At 53.9% G+C, this 24159-nt stretch carries 17 protein-coding genes; 3 read left to right on the top strand and 14 right to left on the bottom strand.

Features of this window, described 5'->3' with window-relative positions; genetic code table 11:
• Position 1: 1 nt before the first annotated feature.
• The 4 genes from malP to glpE all read right to left on the bottom strand — a co-directional run bounded on the left by malP (position 2) and on the right by glpE (position 4533).
• Positions 2 to 2407 (bottom strand): maltodextrin phosphorylase, encoded by a 2406-nt coding sequence (gene malP, locus PAGR_RS01780; protein ID WP_014604843.1) that lies wholly within the window; start codon positions 2405 to 2407, stop codon positions 2 to 4.
• Between the two features lie 153 nt (positions 2408 to 2560).
• Positions 2561 to 3319: a DeoR/GlpR family transcriptional regulator gene (locus PAGR_RS01775; protein WP_013027531.1), complete on the bottom strand. Its 759-nt coding sequence runs from the start codon at positions 3317 to 3319 to the stop codon at positions 2561 to 2563.
• Between the two features lie 39 nt (positions 3320 to 3358).
• Entirely contained in the window at positions 3359 to 4177 is an 819-nt protein-coding gene (gene glpG / locus PAGR_RS01770; protein ID WP_013027532.1) for a rhomboid family intramembrane serine protease GlpG, read from the bottom strand.
• Positions 4178 to 4206: 29 nt separating this feature from the next.
• Entirely contained in the window at positions 4207 to 4533 is a 327-nt protein-coding gene (gene glpE / locus PAGR_RS01765; protein ID WP_014604842.1) for a thiosulfate sulfurtransferase GlpE, read from the bottom strand.
• Between the two features lie 226 nt (positions 4534 to 4759).
• Between glpE and glpD the strand changes: the two genes are divergently transcribed.
• On the top strand, positions 4760 to 6265 hold the full coding sequence (gene glpD / locus PAGR_RS01760) for a glycerol-3-phosphate dehydrogenase (RefSeq protein ID WP_014604841.1): 1506 nt from the start codon (positions 4760 to 4762) through the stop codon (positions 6263 to 6265).
• Positions 6266 to 7170: 905 nt separating this feature from the next.
• Here the strand turns inward: glpD and glgP are convergent.
• The 6 genes from glgP to asd form a co-directional block, all read right to left on the bottom strand.
• Positions 7171 to 9618, bottom strand: coding sequence for a glycogen phosphorylase (gene glgP, locus PAGR_RS01745; protein ID WP_013027535.1), 2448 nt, complete (start codon positions 9616 to 9618; stop codon positions 7171 to 7173).
• A gap of 18 nt (positions 9619 to 9636) precedes the next feature.
• Positions 9637 to 11070: a glycogen synthase GlgA gene (gene glgA / locus PAGR_RS01740; protein WP_014604840.1), complete on the bottom strand. Its 1434-nt coding sequence runs from the start codon at positions 11068 to 11070 to the stop codon at positions 9637 to 9639.
• A 63-nt stretch (positions 11071 to 11133) separates the two neighbouring features.
• Complete coding sequence (gene glgC, locus PAGR_RS01735; protein ID WP_014604839.1) at positions 11134 to 12426, bottom strand: glucose-1-phosphate adenylyltransferase; 1293 nt, start codon at positions 12424 to 12426, stop codon at positions 11134 to 11136.
• Positions 12427 to 12439: 13 nt separating this feature from the next.
• Positions 12440 to 14419 carry a glycogen debranching protein GlgX gene (gene glgX / locus PAGR_RS01730; protein WP_237711074.1) on the bottom strand — a complete coding sequence of 660 codons (1980 nt, stop codon included), beginning with the start codon at positions 14417 to 14419 and terminating at the stop codon, positions 12440 to 12442.
• Entirely contained in the window at positions 14416 to 16599 is a 2184-nt protein-coding gene (glgB, locus tag PAGR_RS01725; protein ID WP_014604837.1) for a 1,4-alpha-glucan branching enzyme, read from the bottom strand. The genes glgX and glgB overlap by 4 nt, the downstream gene beginning before the upstream one ends.
• A gap of 890 nt (positions 16600 to 17489) precedes the next feature.
• The gene (gene asd, locus PAGR_RS01720; protein ID WP_013027540.1) at positions 17490 to 18599 is read right to left on the bottom strand and encodes an aspartate-semialdehyde dehydrogenase; all 1110 of its coding nucleotides are present in this window, start codon (positions 18597 to 18599) and stop codon (positions 17490 to 17492) included.
• Positions 18600 to 18818: 219 nt separating this feature from the next.
• Here asd and PAGR_RS01715 point away from each other — a divergent pair, with 219 nt between their 5' ends.
• Positions 18819 to 19412, top strand: a complete 594-nt coding sequence (locus tag PAGR_RS01715; RefSeq protein ID WP_006121032.1) for a YhgN family NAAT transporter — start codon at positions 18819 to 18821, stop codon at positions 19410 to 19412.
• Between the two features lie 44 nt (positions 19413 to 19456).
• On the opposite strand, the gene gntU is transcribed toward PAGR_RS01715, so the two are convergent.
• From gntU to PAGR_RS01695, 4 genes are all read right to left on the bottom strand, one after another.
• Positions 19457 to 20797, bottom strand: a complete 1341-nt coding sequence (gene gntU / locus PAGR_RS01710) for a gluconate transporter (protein WP_013027541.1) — start codon at positions 20795 to 20797, stop codon at positions 19457 to 19459.
• Between the two features lie 3 nt (positions 20798 to 20800).
• Positions 20801 to 21337: a gluconokinase gene (gene gntK, locus PAGR_RS01705; RefSeq protein ID WP_014604836.1), complete on the bottom strand. Its 537-nt coding sequence runs from the start codon at positions 21335 to 21337 to the stop codon at positions 20801 to 20803.
• A 141-nt stretch (positions 21338 to 21478) separates the two neighbouring features.
• On the bottom strand, positions 21479 to 22474 hold the full coding sequence (gene gntR, locus PAGR_RS01700; protein ID WP_013027543.1) for a gluconate operon transcriptional repressor GntR: 996 nt from the start codon (positions 22472 to 22474) through the stop codon (positions 21479 to 21481).
• Between the two features lie 99 nt (positions 22475 to 22573).
• Positions 22574 to 23269, bottom strand: a complete 696-nt coding sequence (locus tag PAGR_RS01695; RefSeq protein ID WP_014594800.1) for a pirin family protein — start codon at positions 23267 to 23269, stop codon at positions 22574 to 22576.
• 362 nt (positions 23270 to 23631) lie between these two features.
• Here PAGR_RS01695 and PAGR_RS01690 point away from each other — a divergent pair, with 362 nt between their 5' ends.
• Positions 23632 to 24126, top strand: coding sequence for a GNAT family N-acetyltransferase (locus tag PAGR_RS01690; RefSeq protein ID WP_014604835.1), 495 nt, complete (start codon positions 23632 to 23634; stop codon positions 24124 to 24126).
• The last annotated feature ends 33 nt before the right edge of the window (positions 24127 to 24159 follow it).

The following is a 24159-nucleotide window of genomic DNA, read 5'->3' as shown; positions in this document are numbered from 1 at the left end:
CTTAGCGTTGCGCCTGCCAGATGCGCTGTTGATAGTCCCGAATCGACCGATCCGAACTAAAAATACCGGTTCGCGCCGTGTTGAGAATGGCGGCGCGCGTCCAGGCTTCCCGATCGCGCCACAAGGCCTCAACCCGTTTCTGCGCATCGATATAGGCCTGATAATCCGCCAGCACCAGCCAGGGATCGCCATTTTTTGTCAGGCTATCCAACATTAGGTTGAATGCATGCTTATCGCCATGACTGAACGTTCCTTTTTTCAGTGATCTCAACAGTTCATCCAGTTCCTTGTTGTGCTTACGGACTTTTTGCGGTTTGTAGCCTCCGGCCTTGAGGGCTTTAACGTCATCCACGGTATTGCCAAAAATAAAGATATTTTCTGCCCCTACCTGCTCCGCAATTTCCACGTTGGCGCCATCCAGCGTGCCGATAGTCAGCGCGCCATTCAGTGCAAGTTTCATGTTGCCGGTGCCGGAAGCTTCATAGCCTGCGGTGGAAATCTGCTCTGACAGATCGGCGGCGGGAATCAGGTATTCGGCGGCCGTGATGCGGTAATCCGGAATAAAGACCACCTTCAGCTTGTCGCCGACAAGCGGATCGTTGTTCACCACCTCTGCCACCTTGTTAATGGCATAGATAATGTTCTTTGCCAGGTAGTAGCCTGGTGCCGCCTTTGCCCCAAACAGAAACACTCTGGGGATGATACTGGCGTCATTGGGGTTGTCGCGGACGTTTTTATAGCAGTGCAGAATATGGAGCAGACCCAGATGCTGACGTTTATATTCATGTAGCCGCTTAATCTGCACGTCAAAAATCGCGTTTGGATTAACCACAATGCCGGTGTGCTGAGCAATATAGGTGGCTAACCGCGCTTTGTTGTGTTGCTTAACCGCGCGAAAACGCTCACGGAAAACGGGATCGTCGGCGTAAGGCTCAAGGCCCTGCAGCGCGGTCAGGTTGTTGACCCATTCACGCTTCAGGGTGTCATCAATCAGGCCAGCCAGCGCAGGATTGCACTGCTTTATCCAGCGGCGCGGCGTAATGCCGTTGGTGACATTATGAAACTTCTGCGGCCAGAGCTGATGGTACTCGGGAAAAAGATCCGTCACGACCAGCCCGGAATGCAGGGCCGCCACGCCATTCACCGCAAAGCCACTGACAACGCAAAGATTAGCCATTCTGACCTGCCCCTCGGCGACCACAGCCAGTTTGTTCCAAAGCGCTTTGTCATCAGGCCAGCGCTGTTTAACCTGCTGTTTGAGGCGACGGTTGATCTCTTTGATGATCATCATGTGGCGCGGCAGCAGGCTGCGTATCAGCTTCTCATCCCAGCGCTCCAGGGCTTCGGGCATTAAGGTGTGATTGGTATAGGCAAACACGCGGCTGGTGATGTGCCAGGCCTCGTCCCAACTTAGCTGGTGCTCATCCAGCAGCAGGCGCAGCATCTCCGGAATGGCGATAGTGGGATGCGTATCGTTAAGCTGAATGACCTCAAAATCAGGCAGCGCATGAATGCTTCTCCCCGCCTGATGATGGCGACGCAAAATATCGGCCACCGCACAGGCACACTGGAAATACTGCTGCATCAGACGCAGGCGTTTGCCCTGTGGATGGTTATCATTGGGATAGAGCACTTTGGTCAGGCTGGCGGCATCAATCCCCTGCTTCTCAGCCTGCAAAAACTGACCGTCGTTGAACAGGGTCAGGTCAAAGGGATGCTCACTGGTCGCTTTCCACAGCCTCAACGGCAGGGTGACGCCATTGCGATAACCTGTTACCGGTAAATCCCAGGCTTCTCCACGAAGATAAATGGCGGGCTCCCACACTTTACGCCCGTCATCCTGCTTAATGACTTTTCCGCCCATCGCGACGCGGACATCCAGCGCGGCGTTATGCCGAAACCAGGGGTACGTCTCGCGCGCCCAGTCGTCGGGTTCCTCGACCTGTTTCCCCTCTGCAAAACGCTGGCGAAACAAACCGTACTGGTAGTTAAGCCCGTGCCCGGTAGCGGGCTGCCCAACCGTCGCCATTGAGTCCATGTAACAGGCAGCCAGCCTGCCCAGGCCACCGTTCCCCAATGCCGGATCAACTTCTTCTTCCAGTAATTCGCTTAACTCAACCTGGTATTCCGCCAGCAGGGATTTGACCTCGTCGTACCACCCCAGATTCATCAGGTTATTTCCTGTAAGGCGCCCCAGCAGAAACTCCATTGAGAGATAGTTAACGTGACGCTGGGGTTGCGCGCCCCGGACCGCCGGTTGGGCGTTGAGCAATTCGTTGACCGTGGCACTCAGTGCCTGCCACCACTGGTGCGGCGTCATTTGTTTTGCGGAGGAGAAACCAAGATGTTGCCAGTGGCGGGTTAACGCAGCCTGAAAACGGGATTTGTTGAATTTCTGCTGTGGCATATCACTCCCTTTTGTATCCATATGGGTAAAGCAAAAATGGAATGCGCATGGGCCAGCCATATTGCTGGCGGCCATGTTAATTAAATACGCGAGTGGAGAAAAAAGCGACAGGCAGGTTTGAAAAACGCCAGTGATCTGACTGGCGTGCAGGTCTCAGCAGAGTTCGAGGTGAACCTCATGCTGTTCAATAACTTTCATGATGCTGTTAGGCGGCATCTTATCGGTGTAGAGATAGTCGAGCTGGCTCATATTCCCCAGATTGACCATCGCGTTACGGCCAAATTTCGAGTGGTCTACCACCAACATGACACAGCGGGAGTTTTCGATGATGGCGCGTTTGGTACGGACTTCGTGGTAGTCAAACTCCAGCAGCGATCCGTCCATATCGATGCCGCTGATCCCGAGGATGCCGTAATCAAGACGAAACTGTGAAATAAAGTCCAGCGTCGCTTCCCCCATGACTGCGCCGTCACGCGTACGCACTTCTCCACCGGCGATAATGACCCTGAAGTCTGGCTTGCCCATCAACAGCATTGCCACGTTCAGGTTGTTGGTCACCACGCGTAAATCGCTATGGTTTAACAACGCATGTGCCACGGCTTCTGGTGTGGTACCGATATCGATAAACAGCGTCGCCCCGTCCGGTATCTGGCTGGCCACCCGCTGTGCGATACGCGCTTTTTCAGCTGACCACATCATCTTGCGATCCTGCCAGGCGGTATTCTCTGAACTGGAAGGCAAGGCCGCGCCGCCGTGGTGGCGCTGAATTTTATTTTGATCGGCAAGGTCGTTTAAATCACGACGAATCGTTTGTGGGCTGACCTCAAAATGATCGACCAGCTCCTCAGTACTGACATATCCCTGACGCCGAACCAGATCAATAATGGCGTCATGACGTTGCGTCTGCTTCACATTCCTCTCCTGTTTCGGGCTTATTCTTATTCGTTGTGACTACCGTTTACGCTTGCGTGTGTCGACAAACGCCATTGCCAGTCCGACAAGCAGGCCACCAACGTGTGCTGCGTTAGCGATAGCCAGACCAAATGCACCAAACCAGCCCACCACCAGCCAGACAAGTGCAAAGCCGATTAACCCACGCTCCAGATAAACACCGCTGTCGGGATCGCGTTCACCGCGCAGCCAGCAGTATCCCATCAGCGCATAGACCACACCGGACAGGCCGCCAAACCAGATACCGCTAAATTTCGACTGAAGCCAGCCGCTGAGCAGTGCAGAAATGATAAAAATAACAAAAAGCTTACCGCTGCCCAGACGTTTTTCTACGGCTCCACCGAGATACCACCACCACATCAGATTAAACAGGATGTGCAACAGTGAAAAGTGAAGTAGCACATGGCTAAACCAGCGCCAGATCTCAAAATGTTGATCGGCATCTGGCCACGCCAGCCAGTACATTACGGTACGATCGCCCAGTACCTGCATCAGCACAAATACCGCAATACAGGCAAACATAACCACCATGGTCAACGGCCCGGCACGCTCACGGATGTTTGCCCAGATATTGCTTCGCTCATAGCGCAACCCGCTGTCGGTTTTACCACTGTGCCAGCTTGCCGCCTGGTAGCGCGGATGGTTGGGATCGCGCACAAACTGCTGAAGTTCGTTTTCGACCATCGAAAGCTGGCTTTCATCATCCAGCATAATGACGTAATGACTTTCACGTTCAATACGCAATTTCACGCCGCGCGTTGCCATATAGTCAACAAAAGCCTGCGCCATGCGCGGCTGGTTAAATTGGGTAATGCGCATTACTCACTCTCCGTGTTACGCCTGACCAGTCACTCAGCGCCACTGGTCACCTGTTGAGGGAAGGCGGCGCGCCAGGCATCAAACCCGCCATCAATACTGTAAGCAGTGGTAAATCCCTGGGCGTGCAGATAATCCGCTGCACTTTTACTGCTGTTGCCGTGATAGCACATTACCAGCACCGGCAGACTTGTATCGGTTGAACTGATAAAATCATTAAGGTTGTTATTCGATAAATGCAAGGCGCCGTTGGCATGACCAAGAGCAAAACTTTGCGCATCGCGGATATCCACCATTACTGCGCCTTGTGCCAGCCGCTGTTGAGCCTGATGAACATCAATACATTGGTAAGTTTCCATGGTGTCTCTCATAACATCATCAAAATGACGTCTAGTGTAACCTGATAATCCTCACCAATAACCTGACAATCACTACGGCTATTCACCTTTGCGCCCAGATAATGTTATCCATATCACGCAAAATTGTTTTTAGGTGGTTAAATACTGGCATCAATGTTGGTTTGCGATTATGATTATGCTCGAAAACGAACATAAGTGAACTATTCCGAACATCGGAGGAGACAACGTGGAAACCAAAGACCTGATCGTTATCGGCGGCGGCATCAACGGTGCTGGCATCGCAGCAGACGCTGCAGGACGCGGACTGTCGGTGTTAATGCTAGAGGCGCGGGACCTGGCTTGCGCGACCTCTTCCGCCAGCTCAAAGCTGATTCACGGTGGCCTGCGCTACCTTGAACATTATGAATTCCGTCTGGTGAGCGAAGCGCTGGCCGAGCGCGAAGTGCTGTTAAAGATGGCACCCCATATCGCGTTCCCAATGCGCTTTCGCTTACCACACCGCCCGCATCTGCGTCCGGCGTGGATGATCCGTACCGGTCTGTTTATGTACGATCACTTGGGCAAGCGCACGAGTCTGCCGGGCAGTAAAAGCCTGAGCTTTGGTGCAGAGTCTGCACTTAAGCCTGAAATTAAGCGCGGTTTTGAGTATTCCGACTGCTGGGTGGACGATGCCCGAATGGTGGTACTCAATGCGCAGGAAGTGGTTAAACATGGTGGTGAGGTGCGTACCCGCACTCGCGTGACTCGCGCATGGCGTGAGAACGGCCTGTGGATGGTAGAAGCTGAGGATATCGACAGCGGCAAAACCTTCACCTGGCAGGCCAAAGGCCTGGTCAACGCCGCCGGTCCATGGGTTAAGCAGTTCTTCGACGATGGCCTGGAGCTGAAATCGCCTTACGGTATTCGCCTGATCAAAGGCAGCCATATTGTGGTGCCGCGCGTTCACAATGAGAAGCAGGCTTATATCCTGCAAAACGAAGATAACCGTATTGTGTTTGTCATTCCGTGGATGGATGAGTTTTCTATCATCGGCACCACCGACGTGGAATACAAAGGCGATCCGAAAAGCGTCGCTATTGATGATAATGAAATCGACTACATCCTGAAGGTGTACAACGGCCATTTCAAAAAGCAGCTGACGCCTGACGACATTGTGTGGACCTATTCCGGCGTGCGTCCGCTTTGTGATGACGAGTCCGATTCGCCGCAGGCGATCACTCGCGATTACACCCTGGATGTCCGCGATGACAACGGTCAGACACCGCTGCTGTCCGTTTTTGGTGGCAAATTGACGACTTACCGTAAGCTGGCCGAGCATGCGCTGGAGAAGCTGTCGAAGTATTATCCTGATGCGGGCGCAGCATGGACTAAAAACTGCGTGCTGCCCGGCGGTAATATTTCCGGCAGCAGCGACGATTACGCTGCCAGCCTGCGCCGCCGTTACCCGTTCATTACTGAAAACATGGCACGTCACTACGCCCGCACTTACGGTAGCAGCACCGAAGTGCTGCTTAAAGACGCGACATCGCTGGAAGACCTGGGTGAAAACTTCGGTCATGAGTTTTATGAGGCGGAGTTACGTTATCTTGTGCAGCATGAGTGGGTGCGTGAAGTGGATGATGCTATCTGGCGCCGTACCAAGCAAGGTATGTGGCTGAACGAAGCCCAGCAGGCACGCATTGCCGAATGGCTGGCGGCTAAGGCGAAGCCTACGCTGTCGCTGGCATCGTAGTCGCGCGTCAGCGCTGAAAGCGCGGTGCAACAGGTTGCGGCCTGTTGTGCCGTTTTTTTTGCCTGCGCGGCAACGTGTTGAGGTTCATTGCATGAACGTGGCTTTTGGTTGGTTGCCTGAGCGGCGTCCAGTTATGTAACTCTGAGAAGGTTTCGCTCGCCAGGCGGCGGGCAGTTTCAGTCCGCCCCGTGCGGGCGACCGACAAGGGGCCGCCAGTCGCCGCGGCCCCTTGACCCCAGGCTCCCGTCCTGCCCACCCGCCGCTGCGCGGTGCCTTCGCTGCTTCAGGATTTCTGCCGGACCGCCAGGACGCGCCGTCCCTGGCGCGGCCTGACTTTCGCCGACGTCCTGTCGGCTCATCCGGAAATCCTGCGTCCGCTCAGCGGGACGGGAAGGCCGGCCCACTCCCCCGCTTCAGTCTCTGGGTTAAGACCAACTTCCGTATCGCTTCAGGTGTCATAAAAGCATCCGCCCCATTAGTGTTCATTTTTTGTTTCATCAGAATTCCATTGCATGCTGTTAATAACAGACAAAACCAGCCTTTTGGAAAAACAGAAAATCTCACAGACGAGGGGTTTTCAGAAGGCATCCGCCGCGCTGAGGAAAGAACGGAGGCCAGGACGGCGCGGCACGGAAGCCGCGACGAGGACGGCTGCGCCAGGGATGGCGCATCCGGACGGTCCGTCAGGCCGCAGTGAGTGACGAAGGTACAGCGGCGGCTGCCGGACGCCGGGATTGTTAAGGGGCTGGCGCGAGCCCCTTAACCCGACCGCCTGCACGGACAGGCTGAAACTCCCCGGCGCCTGGTGGGCGGAACCTGCTCAATGCAAGACCGTGCCCCCACACCTGCCAGGTGCACAACCGTTGCGGGCGGAACCTGCTCAGAGCAGAAACGTTACCGCCAAACTACAACCTTACCGGCGAAATATTCCAAATCTCATCCGCATATTCCTGAATCGTACGGTCAGACGAGAAATAGCCCATGCCAGCAATGTTCATAGCCGCCCGGTGCTGCCAGACATCCGGCTGGCGATACAGTTCATCAACCTTATCCTGCGTATCCACATAGCTGCGGTAATCTGCCAACAGCTGATAGTGATCGCCGAAGTTGACCAGCAGGTCGAACAGATTACGGTAACGGCCGGGATCCTGCGGACTAAAGACGCCTGAGGCCAACTGAGTCAGCACCTGATGCAACTCTGCATCTTCTTCATAGTATTTACGCGGGTTATAACCTGCTTTACGCAAGGCTTCGACCTGCGGCGTTGTGTTACCAAAAATGAAGATGTTCTCTTTACCCACGTGCTCCAGCATTTCAACGTTGGCCCCGTCCAGCGTGCCGATAGTCAACGCGCCGTTGAGCGCAAATTTCATATTACTGGTACCCGATGCTTCGGTACCTGCCGTTGAAATCTGCTCAGAGAGATCGGCAGCAGGAATAATAATCTGCGCCAGACTCACGCTGTAGTTAGGAATAAATACGACCTTAAGTTTGTTTTTAACCTGAGGATCGTTGTTGATGACCTTAGCCACATCGTTAATCAGATGAATAATGTGCTTGGCAACGTAGTAAGCGGACGCGGCTTTACCTGCAAAAATGTTAACACGCGGCACCCACTCGGCGTCCGGATCGGCTTTGATGCGGTTGTAGCGCGTAATCACGTGCAAAACGTTAAGCAACTGGCGCTTGTACTCATGGATGCGCTTAATCTGTACGTCAAACAGCGCGTTAGGATCGATAACGACATCCAGATTCTTCGCCACCCAGATCGCCAGACGTTTTTTGTTTTCCAGCTTGGCTTCGGCCACTTTCTCAATAAACGCAGGATAATCAACACAGCTTTTGAGTTCACTGAGCTGGCTTAGATCGGTGCGCCAGTTACGGCCAATTTGTTCGTCCAGTAATTCTGACAGTGGCGGATTAGCCAGCGCCAGCCAGCGACGTGGCGTTACGCCGTTGGTTTTGTTACAGAATCGGCCTGGGAACAGCCGCGAGAAATCGGCAAACAGGGACTGAACCATCAGGTTCGAGTGCAGTTCAGAAACGCCGTTAACCTTATGACTGACAACAACAGCCAGCCAGGCCATACGTACCCGACGCCCGTCGTTCTCGTCGATGATCGAAATACGCGACAGCAGATCCCAGTCGTCTGGATAGTATTCCTGAATCGTTTTAAGGAAAAAGTCGTTGATTTCAAAGATGATGCTCAGATGACGCGGCAGGATCTTACCGATCATGTCTACCGGCCAGGTTTCCAGGGCTTCAGTCATTAACGTGTGGTTGGTGTAAGAGAACACCTGGCAGCACACATCAAACGCATCATCCCAGGTGAATTTATGCTCATCAATCAACAACCGCATCAGCTCAGGAATCGCTAACACCGGATGTGTGTCATTAAGGTGAATGGCGATTTTATCAGCCAGATTGTTCCAGGTGCGGTGCATCATCCAGTGGCGATTCAGGATATCCTGCACGGTAGCTGACACCAGGAAGTACTCCTGACGCAAACGAAGCTCACGCCCGGAATAGGTCGAGTCATCGGGATAAAGCACGCGCGACACGTTTTCTGAGTGGTTTTTATCTTCCACAGCCGCAAAATAGTCACCTTGGTTGAATTTACCCAGGTTGATTTCGTTACTGGCCTGCGCGCCCCACAAACGTAACGTATTGGTCGAGTCAGTGTCGTAGCCAGGGATAATTTGATCGTAGGCCATAGCGAGAATTTCTTCGGTTTCCAGCCAGCGCACTTTGGCACCTTCGTGCTGAACGCGGCCACCGAAGCGAACTTTATAACGGGTGTTAAAGCGCTGAAACTCCCACGGGTTACCGTATTCCAGCCAGTAATCCGGAGACTCTTTCTGCTCGCCGTCCACAATATTTTGTTTGAACATGCCGTAATCATAGCGGATGCCGTAGCCGCGTCCGGGCATGCCCAGCGTAGCCAGAGAATCCAGGAAGCAGGCGGCAAGACGGCCTAAACCCCCGTTGCCCAGGCCGGGATCGTTCTCTTCTTCCATGAGTTCGGCCAGATCGAGGCCCATTTCGTCCAGTGCCAGATTGAGATCGTCGTAGATCCCCATGGCCAGTAGCGCATTGCCCAACGTGCGGCCCATCAGGAATTCCATCGACAGGTAATAAACCTGACGCACATCCTGGGAAAGTTGAGCACGATTAGAACGCAGCCAGCGCTCTACCATGCGATCGCGCACGGCAAGCAACGCGGCGTTGAGCCATTCATGTTTGTTCGCAATCGAAGGGTCTTTACCAATGGTGAACATCAGTTTGTAAGCGATTGAGTGCTTTAAGGCATCAACCGTCAACGTAGGTGAAGCGTAAGTGAATGGTGTATTCATTTTCTGTTTCCCAATCCGTTACAACAAACGTTGGTAAAGATCGCGGTAGGCTTGAGCGGCAACCTGCCAGCTAAAGTCCATTCCCATCGCCTGACGCTGCACATAACGCCACAGTGAAGGACGAGACCACAACACAAAAGCACGACGAATGGCCCTTAATAAGGACCAGGCATTACTGTCTTCGAAACTGAACCCACTGGCAATGCCATCCGCTAAATTTTCTAGCGAACTGTCGTTGACCGTATCCGCCAGCCCGCCCGTGCGGCGGACCAGTGGCAGCGTGCCGTATTTCAGTCCATAGAGCTGTGTCAGGCCGCAAGGCTCAAAACGGCTCGGTACCATAATGACATCGGCCCCACCAACGATGCGATGCGAGAATGCCTCGTGGTAGCCAATCTGCACGCCCACGCTGCCGGGATGTTCGGCGGCGGCGGCCAGAAAGCCCTGCTGCAGCTCAGCATCACCCTGTCCTAACAGCACCAGCTGTCCGCCCTGCGCCAGTAAACCCGGCAGCGCTTCCAGCACCAGATCCAGCCCTTTTTGCCGGGTCAGGCGGCTGATCACGGCAAACACCGGTGCTTTATCGTCAACCTTCAGTCCCATCGCAACCTGCAGCTGGCGCTTGTTTTCCGCTTTAGCTTCCAGCGTATCCCGGTTGTAGCGGGAGCTCAGCAACAGATCGTGAGAAGGATCCCAAATAGCCGGGTCCACGCCGTTCAGAACGCCGCTCAGGCGACCTTCACGCATACGCTGTGCCAGCAACGTTTCCATGCCATAGCCGTACTCTGGCGTCGTAATTTCACGCGCGTAAGTTGGGCTGACTGCCGTCACGTGGTCGGCGTAGAACAAGCCGGCCTTCAGGTAAGAGATCTGGCCAAAGAACTCCAGACCAAACATGTTAAAAAACGATTGTGGCAGCTGAATCTGATCCAAATGGTGCGCCGAAAAAAGCCCCTGATAAGCCAGGTTATGCACGGTGAAGACAGACTTAGCCGGACGGCCACGCGCCTCCAGATAAGCACACGTCAGACCCGCATGCCAGTCGTGTGCATGAACAATATCCGGTCGCCAGTAGCTATCCAGCCCGCAGCCTAACTCACAGCCCATCCACCCCAGTAAAGCAAAGCGCAAATAGTTGTCGACGTAGGCAAACTGCGATTCATCATGATAAGGACTGCCCGGCCGATCGTAGAGATCGGGAGCGTCGATAAGATAGATACCTACCCCATCGAATCGCCCAAAAAGCAGGCGCACCGGACCGGCAAAGGTTTGCAGTTCCGCAACCACCTGCGTATCGGGTATTCCTTTACGTAATGCAGGAAACGCGGGTAACAACACACGCGTATCTGTTCCACCCGCAATTTGTGCCTGAGGTAATGCTCCGACTACATCAGCCAGCCCGCCCGTTTTCAGCAGCGGGAAAAGTTCTGAACAGACATGTAAAACCTGCATCCTCGACCTCATTAAGTTACCAGGCACGATCCTCGTGCCGATGGGTTGTGTGCCGCTTGTCGTTTATGATCCCGCGCTATTTAGTTTGGCCAGCATGGCGCGCGTAACCAGTACAATGCCTTCTTCTGAACGGAAAAACCGGCGGCTGTCTTCATCAGGGTTTTCACCAATCACCATCCCTTCTGGCAGCACACAGGCGCGGTCAATGACGCAGCGGCGCAGACGACAGGATCGGCCGACTACCACATCAGGTAGCAGTACCGTTGAATCGATATTGCAAAATGAGTTCACCCGCACGCGGGAAAACATGACCGAATTCACCACCACCGATCCCGAGATAATGCAGCCACCGGAGACCAGTGAGTTCATCGTCATACCATGGCTGCCGGAACGGTCCTGAACAAACTTTGCCGGTGGCAAAGGTTCCATGTGCGTCCGAATCGGCCAGGTGCTGTCGTACATGTCCAGCTCGGGTGTAACAGAGGCTAAATCAAGGTTGGCGCGCCAGTAGGCTTCCAGCGTACCCACATCCCGCCAGTAGGGCGGTGCCTCGTGATCGTTTTGCACACAAGAGATCGCAAACGAATGGGCGTAGCCCTCTCCACTCGCGACCACTTTTGGCAGAATATCTTTGCCGAAATCGTGGCTTGAACCTGCTTCATGCAGGTCGGCTTCCAGCAAGCCATAGAGGTATTCGGCGTCGAAGACATAAATTCCCATACTGGCCAGCGATTTGGTGTCATCGCCCGGCATTGTCGGTGGCTTCGGCGGCTTCTCTACGAAATCGATTACTTTATTGTTTTCGTCGACGGCCATCACACCAAATGCGGTCGCCTCATGCACCGGCACGGGCAGACAGGCGATGGTGCATCGCGCATCGTTCAGCACGTGGTCCAGCAACATCCTTGAGTAATCCATCTTATAGATATGATCACCGGCCAGGATGACGACGTACTGCGCGCCATAGCGTCGGATAACGTCAAGGTTCTGTGTTACTGCATCCGCTGTTCCGCGATACCATTGCTCCGTCGAGAAGCGCTGCTGCGCAGGTAGCAGGTCAACAAATTCATTCATCTCTTCGTTGAAGATAGACCAACCACGCTGAATATGTTGAGTTAACGTATGAGACTGGTATTGCGTAATGACCCCAATGCGGCGAATCCCTGAGTTCACACAGTTGGAAAGTGCAAAGTCGATAATGCGGAATTTGCCACCAAAGTGAACGGCGGGCTTGGCACGCTTAGCGGTAAGATCGACCAGACGCGTACCGCGTCCACCAGCCAGTACAAGGGCAACGGTTTGTGTAGGGAGCTGGCGCGCCAGCATGAGATGTTCTGCTCTTTCTAATTTGACCATGTCTGACTCCTTATCATTGCTTTTGGAACACACACACAGCGTGTGCGGGACCATGCCAGACAGTTAACCGGATGGGGTGACATTCCCCGGTGAAAGGAGGAAGGACGTGCCATTCTCCGTCTGGTAAGGCGATATCACATATCGAATCTGTCGCATTTATTGTTATTAACCAGCGGTCTGAAAGCAGAATCTGCAGGCTACACATGCCCTGCTTCCAGCCAGCTTCATCTACGGGATTACCCTGGGCGTCCAGCCACTGGACATTGCCGTCATCGTTCTGCCACCAGCGATCTGCTGTGAGTGCAGGAATTCGCTTGCGCAGTTGAATTAGCGACGCCGTAAAATCGACCAGCGCTTTTTCGTCATCGTGCCAGTTGAGCCAGCTCAGAGGATTGTCCTGGCAATACGCATTGTTATTGCCCTGCTGACTTTGACCCCGTTCGTCTCCCGCCAGCAGCATGGGCGTTCCCTGAGAAAGCAGCAGCGTGGTCAGCAGCCCTTGCATGCTGCGGCGTCGACGCTGCGCCACCTCCGCACTGCTCTCCAGACCTTCTGTACCATGATTGTGGCTATAGTTGTTACCGTGCCCGTCACGGTTTTCTTCACCGTTAACTTCGTTATGTTTATTGTTGAAACTCACGAGGTCGCGCAGGGTAAAACCATCGTGAGCGGTAATCAGATTGATGGTCGCGTGTGGCCTGCGATCGTCATGCTGAAAAAGGTCGCTTGACGCGGCAAACCGGCAGGCAAATTCCCCCAGGCTGACGTCACCATGCAGCCATGCGCGCCGGGTCGTATCGCGAAATTGATCGTTCCATTCTGCAAAGGGCGCAGGAAAATTGCCTACCTGATAACCGCATGGACCGATATCCCAGGGCTCGGCGATCAGTTTGACTTTTGACAGTATCGGACAGGCGCGAATGGCCTCAAACAGAGCCGCATCGCGGTGATAATCCGGTTCGCGACCCAGCACCGGCGCAAGATCAAAGCGGAAACCATCGACGTGACAGACGCGCACCCAGTAGCGCAGCGCCTCCAGCGTCCAGTTCATTACCTGCGGATGGCTGAGGTTCAGGGTATTGCCGCAGCCGGTCCAATTGTGATAATCGCCCTGTTCGTCCAGCCAGTAATAGCTGGCGTTATCAATGCCGCGAAAGGAAAGCGTCGGTCCGGTGTCATCCAGTTCCGCCGTATGGTTAAACACCACATCCAGCAGCACCTCAATCCCGGCAGCGTGCAGACGCTTTACCGCCTGCTGAAACTCTTGCAGAGGAGACAGGCCATCCTGACCCGATGCATAGCGGGGATCGACAGCCCAGAGGGCAAAGGGGTTATAACCCCAGTAGTTAGTCAGTCCCAGGCGCAGCAGGCGAGGCTCGCTGGCGAACTGCGCAATGGGCAGGAGCTCAATGGCGGTGATGCCCATTTTCAGCAGGTAATCCACCATCACCGGATGGCCCAGAGCAGCATAGGTGCCACGCAGGGGTTCGGGAATGCCGGGATGCAGCTGCGTCAGACCGCGGACATGCGCTTCGTAAATGATGCTATCTCCCCACGACGTGCGCGGCGCTACATCCCCTTGCCAGTCGAAATCGTCCGTCACGACAATGCTCTTGGGAGCGAGGGCGGCGTTATCACGACCATCAGGCTCGCCATACCCGCAGTGAAAGCGCGGATCGTCGGGGACATCGCCCTGCACTGCTCTGGCGCAGGGATCGATTAACAGTTTGGCAGGATTAAAAAAGTGCCCCTGCTGGGGCGCCCACGGCCCGTGTACCCGATAGCCATAACGCTGTCCGGGCTTGAGTCCGGGCAGATAGCCGTGCCAGATATCGCCGCTTCGCTCAGTGAGTTCAACGCGCTGCTCAAGGCCGTTCTCATCGAACAGGCACAGTTCAACACGCTCAGCGTGATGGGAAAACAGCGTAAAATTGACCCCTTTCCCATCGTAGCTGGCACCCAGCGGTTGGGGATGTCCGGCACGTAATATCATTCCCCCTCCCGCACGAACCATACCGTCGCCAGTGGCGGTAAATTCAGGCTCAGCGATTGCGGGCGGCCATGACTTTCCTGCTGATCGGTGTGCACCAGATGATTGCGCACGTCGCTGCCGTGGTATTCATGCTGGTCGGTATTAAGCACTTCGCGCCAGCTGCCCGCCTGGTTCACGCCGAAGCGATAGCCCGGACGCGGGACAGGGGTAAAGTTGCTGACAACAATCACTTCATTGCCATCACGGTCGCGACGTACAAACGCAAAGACGGAATGCTCTGCATCATCAACAACCAGCCACTCAAACCCCGCTGGATCGAAATCAAGCTGATGCAGGGAGGTGTAATGCTGATAGGTATGGTTCAGATCGCGCACCAGACGCTGAACGCCGTGATGCCAGTTGTCCTCACCTTCAAGCAGGTGCCAGTCAAGGCTGACATCGTGATTCCACTCTTTGCCCTGCGCAAATTCGTTGCCCATGAATAACAGCTTCTTACCCGGAAACGCCCACATCCAGCCGTAGTAGGCACGCAGGTTAGCGAATTTTTGCCAGGCATCTCCCGGCATGCGATCAAGAATAGAGCGTTTTCCGTGCACCACTTCATCGTGCGACAGCGGCAGGACGAAGTTTTCGCTGTAGTTGTACATGATGCCAAAGCTCATCAGATTATGATGGTAGCGGCGATGTACCGGGTCGAGTTTCATATAGTCCAGCGTGTCATGCATCCAGCCCAGGTTCCATTTGTACCAGAACCCCAGGCCGCCACCTTCAGGCGGTCGTGAAACACCAGGATAGTCTGTGGACTCTTCAGCCATCGTCACTGAACCTGGGGCGACATGTCCCAAAGTACGGTTGGTATAGCGCAGGAAATTAATGGCTTCGAGATTTTCGCGACCACCGTATTGATTGGGGATCCACTCGCCTTCGGCGCGGCTGTAATCACGATAGATCATTGAAGCCACCGCATCGACACGCAGGCCATCAATACCGAAGCGCTCCATCCAGTACAGTGCATTGCCTGCCAGGAAGTTACTGACTTCCCGACGGCCAAAGTTGTAAATCAGCGTATTCCAGTCCTGATGGTAACCTTCACGCGGATCGCTGTGCTCATACAGTTCGGTGCCATCAAACTTTGCCAGACCAAAATCATCGCTCGGGAAATGGCCTGGCACCCAGTCCAGTAACACATTCAGCCCTGCCGCATGGGCGCTGTCGATAAAGTAGCGGAAATCATCACGGGTACCGAAACGGCGGGTGGGCGCATACATACCGAGCGGCTGATAACCCCAACTGCCGTCAAACGGATGTTCGTTAATGGGCAGCAGCTCGATATGGGTAAACCCCATCTCTTTAACGTAAGGCACCAGCTGCTCAGCCAGCTCTTTGTAACTGAGCCAGAAGTTGTCATCAGTATGGCGACGCCACGATCCCAGATGCACTTCGTAGATAGAGATGGGTTTATCAAACTCATTTGCCGCCTTGCGTGAGGCCGACATCTCCACTTTTTCGGGCAGGCCGCAAATCATTGATGCGGTTTGCGGACGCATTTGTGCTTCAAACGCTAAAGGATCGGCCTTGATACGGAGCTGTCCATGGGCATCGATGATTTCAAATTTATAGAGTTGCCCGTTAACAGCGCCAGGAACAAACAGCTCCCAGACGCCCATTTCCTGACGCAGACGCATCGGATGACGACGGCCGTCCCAAAAGTTGAAATCACCGACAACCGATACGCGGCGTGCGTTAGGTGCCCAGACACAAAAACGCGTACCAATCACACCATCAATGACGTCGCCGTGGGCGCCCAGCGTTTCATAGGGCCGCAGGTGCGTGCCTTCTGCCAGCAGCCACAAGTCCATCTCTTGCAACAAAGGGCCAAAGCGGTAGGCATCATCAATGAGGTTCTGCTGGCCGTGCCAGTTAACCGCCAGTTGATAGCGAAACGGATTTTTACGACGAGGAACGACGCCACTGAAAAAACCACGAGAATCATCACACTTCAGTTGGACCAGTTTGCGTCCTGTTGAGGTTTCAATGACCCAGACTTCCAGGGCTTCCGGAAGCAGCGCACGCACTTCAAGACCATTTTCGGTTTTATGCATCCCCAGCAGTGAAAAGGGGTCGGAATAATTACCCGCAAAAAGGGCATTGATCGCCTGGCGATCGGGTAGCTCTGACATGACTTTCTTCCTGTGATAGTTGGCAGGCGAAAAGACCACGACGTCGTGTTATCGCAGGTCTGTTGCGCTGCTCTTCATTGAGCCATGAGTACAGCGGCGTGGGTGTCAAAACGAAACGCTCCTCACCACGCGCCTCCTTAAATCACAACCAGTTAGCATCAAGCCTGTCTGCTCAATGCAAAGCCCGTAGTACCGCCAGATGCCCATCCGGCAAGCCTCCAGACATTAAATAACTTTTACTTTCACGTGCAAGCCGGCCCTGGCTAAAAAAGGCAGTCATCACCTACATCATCTGATGTAAGAACGTTTTTAAGAGAGAACACCCGCCTTTTATTTTTGCGAACCGCCCCGCAAAAAATTAAATTATATTAATGTATAACAGATTCGCGTTTCATCTTATTTAATAAAAACCGGCCACTTTTCGCTAAGAGCCCGCCATTCCGCTTAAGCCGTTCTTTTTTTCGGAAAGACCGGCCGGGAGGAGGACGTTTTACCGCCCCGCTGCTGCACCGCGTATCTCAGGCGCCGCCGGGTTTTAGCGCAGAGCGAAGCCGCCAGCATCGCGGGTTAAGCGCTGCCAGTCAGATATGATTTATCCGCCTCATCGGTTGGATGGACATCGGTGAAAAACAGTGCCAGTACGTTCCTCGAAAAAATGTCTTTCCCATCTACAACAACCATTTAGTTAATAAAGTAAAACAGTTAACTCGCGGCGCACCCTTGTTAAATCATAGCTTGATGACAGCGGTTATAAGAGCAGATAAGCAAAAATTTATTTCTGGACAGGCAAAAAGGGGAAGCGGATCACTTAGCGATCGTAACAGTAGAACAATTTGCAGTGAATTGTGGGAATAAGACCGGACAAGTCCGGTCTTTTGATGCTTTCAGATTTAGTCGATGAGCAAACGCAACATGCGACGCAGCGGCTCGGCAGCGCCCCAAAGGAGCTGATCGCCGACAGTAAAGGCAGAAAGATATTCTGGCCCCATATTCAACTTGCGGAGACGTCCTACCGGTGTATTCAGCGTACCGGTCACGGCGGCTGGGGTGAGTTCACGCAGGGTGAGTTCACGATCGTTAGGCACCACTTTCACCCATTCATTGTGGGAAGCCAGCAGTTGCTCAATTTCCGCCAGCGGCAGGTCTTTTTTAAGCTTCAGCGTAAAGGCCTGGCTGTGGCAGCGCAGCGCGCCCACGCGGACGCACAGCCCGTCAACCGGAATGACGCGCGGGGTCGCCAGAATTTTGTTCGTTTCGGCCTGACCTTTCCACTCTTCGCGGCTCTGACCGTTTTCGAGTTGCTTGTCGATCCACGGAATCAGGCTGCCCGCCAACGGCACGCCAAAGTTATCCGTTGGCAGCGTACCAGAGCGGGTGAAATCCGTTACGCTTCGCTCAATATCCAGAATCGCCGAAGCCGGGTTTTGCAGAGAAGTCGCCACGTGATCGTGCAACATGCCCATCTGCGTCAGCAGTTCGCGCATATGACGCGCGCCGCCGCCGGATGCAGCCTGATAGGTTGCCACTGAGGCCCATTCCACCAAATCCTGTGCAAACAGACCGCCTAGCGACATTAACATCAGGCTGACGGTGCAGTTACCGCCAACAAAGGTTTTTACGCCGCTGTCGATGCCCTGACGAATAACCTGATGGTTAACCGGATCGAGAATAATAATGGCATCGTCTTTCATACGCAGCGTTGACGCCGCATCGATCCAGTAGCCATTCCAGCCGCTGGCGCGCAGTTTTGGATAGATCTCAGAGGTGTAGTCACCGCCCTGACAGGTGATAATGATATCCAGCGCGTTCAACGCCTCGATATCAAAGGCATCCTGCAACGTACCCTGCTGCTTGCCTGCAAACGTCGGGGCCGCTTCACCGTGCTGCGAGGTGGAGAAGAAGACCGGATTGATCACATCAAAATCCCGCTCTTCGCTCATGCGGGACATCAGCACTGAGCCAACCATACCGCGCCAACCAACTAAACCTACATTCTTCATGTCATGTCCGTTTCAGGATGATAAACACCTGACTTTCTTATCGAAGGGAAAAGTGTCGTGGTACTCTCACGCCACTCTGCGTAATAATCAGATCTGCCTGTGATGATTTACTCTACAAAATGCAGCTTTTCTGGCAAGTGAATTAATGTAATCAGGCCAACTTTTTCAGCAACACCGCTAATAACCTGACTTTATCTATAACGAGAAGACGTAAAACGAATGACTGAAATGATCTCGGCAACAATATTATTGTTGTTAATAATGGATCCCTTAGGCAATTTGCCGATTTTTATGTCGGTTTTAAAGCATCTGGAACCGAAACGTCGGCGAGTCGTGCTTATTCGTGAAATGCTGATTGCGCTCATCATCATGTTGCTGTTTTTGTTTACCGGCGAGCGAATTCTGGCCTTTCTCAACCTGCGTACTGAAACCGTGTCCATATCTGGTGGGGTCATCCTGTTTTTAATCGCCATCAAAATGATTTTCCCGTCACCTGAAAGCAGTAGCACGGGCTTACCGGCGGGAGAAGAGCCTTTTCTGGTGCCGCTGGCGATTCCCCTGGTGGCCGGGCCGTCATTGCTGGCGACCCTGATGCTGCTGTCGCATCAGTATCCCAATCAAATGTCGCATCTGGTGGGTGCCCTGCTCATTGCCTGGGGCGTAACGGTCATGATTCTGCTGTTGTCAGGCCTGTTTCTTCGGCTGCTGGGCGATAAGGGCGTTAATGCGCTGGAACGTCTGATGGGATTGATACTGATTATGCTGGCAACGCAGATGTTCTTAGACGGGATTCGCGTGTATCTGAAGTTGTAACCATGGTCAATTGTAACCGGGCAGCCCTGCCCGGTTACAACGCATCAGGAAAGCAGCGTAAAGGCGATCATGCCGACTACGGCACCGACGGTGCCCAAAATGGTCTCCATCAATGTCCACGTCTTTAAGGTTTCCCCTTCCGTGGCGCCGGTAAATCGCCCAAACAACCAGAAACCTGCATCGTTAACATGGCTGATAATAATGGAACCGCCACCGATACAGATGGACAAGGCCGCCAGCTGCGCGCCGTTATAATGCAGTGGCTCAATCACAGGCATGATCAATCCCACTGTCGTCAAACAGGCGACCGTGGCCGATCCCTGAATCACCCGGACCGCCCCAGACAGAATAAAACAGGCCAGCGCAACGGGCAGCCCGGCACCGGTCAGGGCATTTCCCAGCACAGGCCCTACGCCGGAATCGACCAGTACCTGTTTAAAGACGCCGCCCGCACCAATCACCAGCAAAATAATGCCCGCTGGCTGCAGTGCGCTGCCGCAGATCTGCATCACTTTCTCTTTTTCCATGCCCTGACGATAAGCCAGGCCGTAAATAGCCACCAGGCAGGCCAGCAGAATGGCGATAAAAGGATGGCCGATAAATTCCAGCCATTGATAAAGCGCGGTGCCTTCCGTGGTGAAGCGTGCGCCAATGGTTTTTAACCCGACCAGCACGAGAGGAAACAGGATTAACGCCAGGCTAAAACCAAAAGAGGGCAGCTTGTTTTCATCAATATCCGGCTGATGATCTTCAGGAGGCGCGCTGAACGAAACGCGTCTGGCGATAAAATTACCAAACAGCGGCCCGGCAATCAGCATGCCCGGCAGCGCAGCGCACAGGCCGATTAAAATCATCCAGCCAAAATCCGCATGCATCTGAGACGCCAGCAACATGGGCGCAGGCCCCGGCAGCAGAAAGGCCGCGGCGGCAGCCACACCGGCAAACAGCGGTATCACCAGCTTCACCAGATTATCCCCCGTGCGTCGGGCGACGGCGAAGGCAATGCTGATAAGCAGTACCACGGCAACTTCAAAGAAGAGCGGTAAGGCACAGATTAGCCCGGCGATTCCCATGGCAAAGTGGGCGCGGTTTTCGCCAAAGGTCTTGAGCATGCGAATCGCAATTTGGTCAACGGCACCGGTTTCATGCAGGATCTTGCCGAACATCGCGCCCAGCGCCACCACAATTGCCAGAAAGCCCAGCGTGCCGCCCATGCCTTTCTGCATGGTTTCGGCGATGTTATCCAGTGGCATACCGGATAACAGCCCGGCCCCGACTGAGACCAGCATCAAGGCAAGAAAGGCATGCATGCGGGCTTTCATCACCAGAAAGAGCAGCAGCAGGACAGAGCCTGCTGCGGTTAAAATAAGTGTTGCGGTATTCATGGCCTAGCCTTGATTAATGGCGTCCTTGATGGTCGCAACCGTCGCCGCCACAACCTCATCCAGCGGGTTCGCGATATCCACGACCAGCACATCTTTTTCATCACTGCCCGGCTCTTCCAGGGTGGCAAACTGCGTCACCAGCATTTGCGGCTTGAAGAAGTGGCCTTTACGCGCCTTCAGACGGGCTTCGATGGTATCGAAATCCCCTTTCAGATACACAAAACGCAGGTTGTCATTACCCTGACGAAGAATATCGCGGTAATGCTTTTTCAGGGCTGAACAGACGATGATGGAAATGGCCTGAGTGCGTTGCATCGCGAAAGCCGCGTCGTTCAGAGCCTGTAACCAGGGCAGACGATCGTTATCATCCAGTGGATGGCCTTCTGCCATTTTCAGGATATTGGCGCGCGGATGAAGAAAATCACCGTCGAGAAACGCGGTGTTCAACTGGTGAGAAACCTGGTTAGCGACAACGGATTTACCGCTGCCTGAAACACCCATCAGAATAAAAACGTGATGTGGCGAAGATTGCGTGGTCATTTTTTACTCCGGCAAGTTCAGTCAGTCTGCCATGTTACCGATAACAATGGTGGAGCACATTGTCCTGGTGGCATTACATGCTGGCAACCTTTTTACATCCCAAAGCGTTAAAGTGTGAGCTGCTTCATAAAATCGCGTTAATCAGATACTGCCACCTTCCAGAATCTCAAAACCGATATCCAGCGGTGGTGTAACGCTGTGTTCCCCGGCGATACGCGCCAGTAATAATGCAGCAGACTCACGTCCCATTCGGTCGCGCGGGGTGAGTACCGTTGCCAGCTGCGGCGTGACAACCTGGCTAATATCATGGCCGTGGAAACCGGCAATCGCCATTTGGGAGGGCACCTTGAGTCCCTGTCGTTGACACTCAAACATCGCGCCGACCGCCAGATCGTCATTGGTACAGAACAGGCTGTCTGTCTGAGGATAACGGCGCTGCGCTTCACGCAGCAGATCGCCGCCTGCGCTAAACGAGGAGGCTTCTTCCATCATCACGCTGCGCGGCGTTAATCCGGCCTCGCGCATGGCGGCTTCATAACCGCGCTGTTTTTGCAGCGTTCGCTCATCCAGACGCGCGCCCAGATAAACGGTATGACGATGACCTTTATTGATGATTGCCAGCGTCATCTGCCGGGCCGCCTCGACATTGTCAAAGCCGACCGCCATATCAAGACAAGGGGTAACGCTGTCCATCATTTCAATGACCGGAATCCCCGCCACTTCCAGCATGCGCAACGTGCCGGGCGTGTGGGTGCGTTCCGTCAGGATAACGCCGTCGATGTTCCAGCCCAGCAACGACCGTAGCTGACGCTCTTCTTTTTCCGGGTTATAGCCAAAGTGCGCCACCAGCGTCTGATAACCGGCCTCATCGGTGACGGCTTCAATGCCACGCAGTACGTCGGCAAAAACCTGATTGGTCAGGGAAGGCAGCAACACGCCAATGGCGCGGCTGGTCGCATTCGACAGCATATCCGGGGCACGATTCGGTATGTATCCCAGTTCGTCCAGCGCCACGGCAATCTTTTTCCCCAGCGCAACGGACACCTGCTCGGGATTACGCAGATAACGACTGACAGTCATTTTGGTGATACCGATACGATCGGCAACGTCCTGTAAAACCGGTCTTTTCTTCTTCATCGTAAGCGCCTGGATAGCCCTGAAAGCAAGTTACGACGAGTCTATCACTTTTTTGCAGCCAGATTGCCAGTGGGGCGAGATATGCCCGCCCCAACAGGCTTATACCGGCGGCAGATCAAACAGCAGGACTTCCGCGGCGCTGTCTGCTTCGAGCACCAGGCTGCTTTCGTCCCAGATGGCAAAAGCATCGCTGTTTGTCGCTGGCTGACCGTTTACCTTGACCTGGCCCTTCACCACCTGGATCCAGATACGGCGGCCCGCGTCGGGTACCACGCTGTCGCTGTCGCCCGCCGCAAATACCCAGCGCGACAACGTCATGTCCTGCCAGACTTTGAGCGATCCGTCACGGGCATCAGGCGTCAGAATATACTGGCGTCCCTGTACGTCGGGAAAACGGCGCTGAGCGTAGCGCGGCTCTATCCCTGTGCTTTCTGGAATAATCCAGATTTGGTAGAGGTGCAGGGGTTCGGTTTGGCTGGCGTTATATTCTGAATGACGCACGCCCGTACCGGCACTCATAATCTGGAATTCGCCTGCCGGTATCTGTTCTTTATTCCCCATGCTGTCCTGATGTTCAACGGTACCTGACAGCACATAGGTCAGAATTTCCATGTCTTTATGGGGATGCGTACCAAAGCCCTGACCCGGATCGATCACGTCTTCGTTAATGACGCGTAACGCCGAAAAGCCCATAAAATTGGCATCGTAATAGTTGGCAAAGGAAAAGGTATGCCAGCTGTCCAGCCAACCGTGATTCGCGTGACCGCGTTCTTCAGCTTTACGTAAATAGATCATGTTCAAATCTCCTCACTGTTTTTTATAGTGTGGTATCCGGCGTAAAAGATTGATAGCTGAAAAACTTCACCTCTCTGTTCAAAAATTATGAACATTAAATCACGGGTTGTTGAAAGGGGCTGAAGGAGGCCTGGCGGGAAGAGGTAGCAAAAAAAAGCCAGCACCCGGCTGGCTAAATAATACTGGAAGCAATGTGAGCAATGTCGTGCGTTCTACCGTGTCGATGACACGCGAGAAAGCATGACAATAATAATCATTATCATTCTCATCTGTAAAGTCTTTTTGCACATTCTTTTATTGACGTCATGCGTAAATACCTTGAAGTTGAAAGGGTTATCACCCTGCCAACAAGGATAAGCGCTATGAACACGGTAACCATTCGTCATGCTATCCCTTCTGACGCATCCGCATTAACGCGTCTTTACAGCCAGCCCGAAACGCAGGCGGCTACCCTGCACCTGCCTTATCCTTCCCCCTCGCTGTGGGAGCAGAAACTCGCCAACCCGCGCGCGGGCGTTTATATGCTCGTTGCCTGTCTCGGTGAGCAGGTCGTTGGGCAACTTACGCTTGAGGGAATGACGGCCGCACGGCGACGGCATTGTGCCAGCCTGGGGATGGGCGTCGATCCGGCGTTTCATCGTCGCGGGATTGGCAGCGCCCTGATGGCCGCGATGATCGATCTCTGCGACAACTGGCTACAGGTTACGCGCATTGAACTCACGGTGTTTGCCGACAATGACAACGCGATAGCGCTGTATCACAAGTTCGGCTTCCGAATTGAAGGCACCGCGCAAGGCTTCGCCATGCGTGAGGGTGCCTTGATCGATACACATTATATGGCGAGGCTGAAAACATAAGATTACGGGCAGCCAAAGGGCTGCCCGTTTTCA

Source organism: Pantoea ananatis PA13 (assembly GCF_000233595.1).
GTDB lineage: Bacteria > Pseudomonadota > Gammaproteobacteria > Enterobacterales > Enterobacteriaceae > Pantoea > Pantoea ananatis.
Note: the sequence above shows the minus strand (reverse complement) of the source record. Positions and strands in the feature narration are given on the sequence as shown.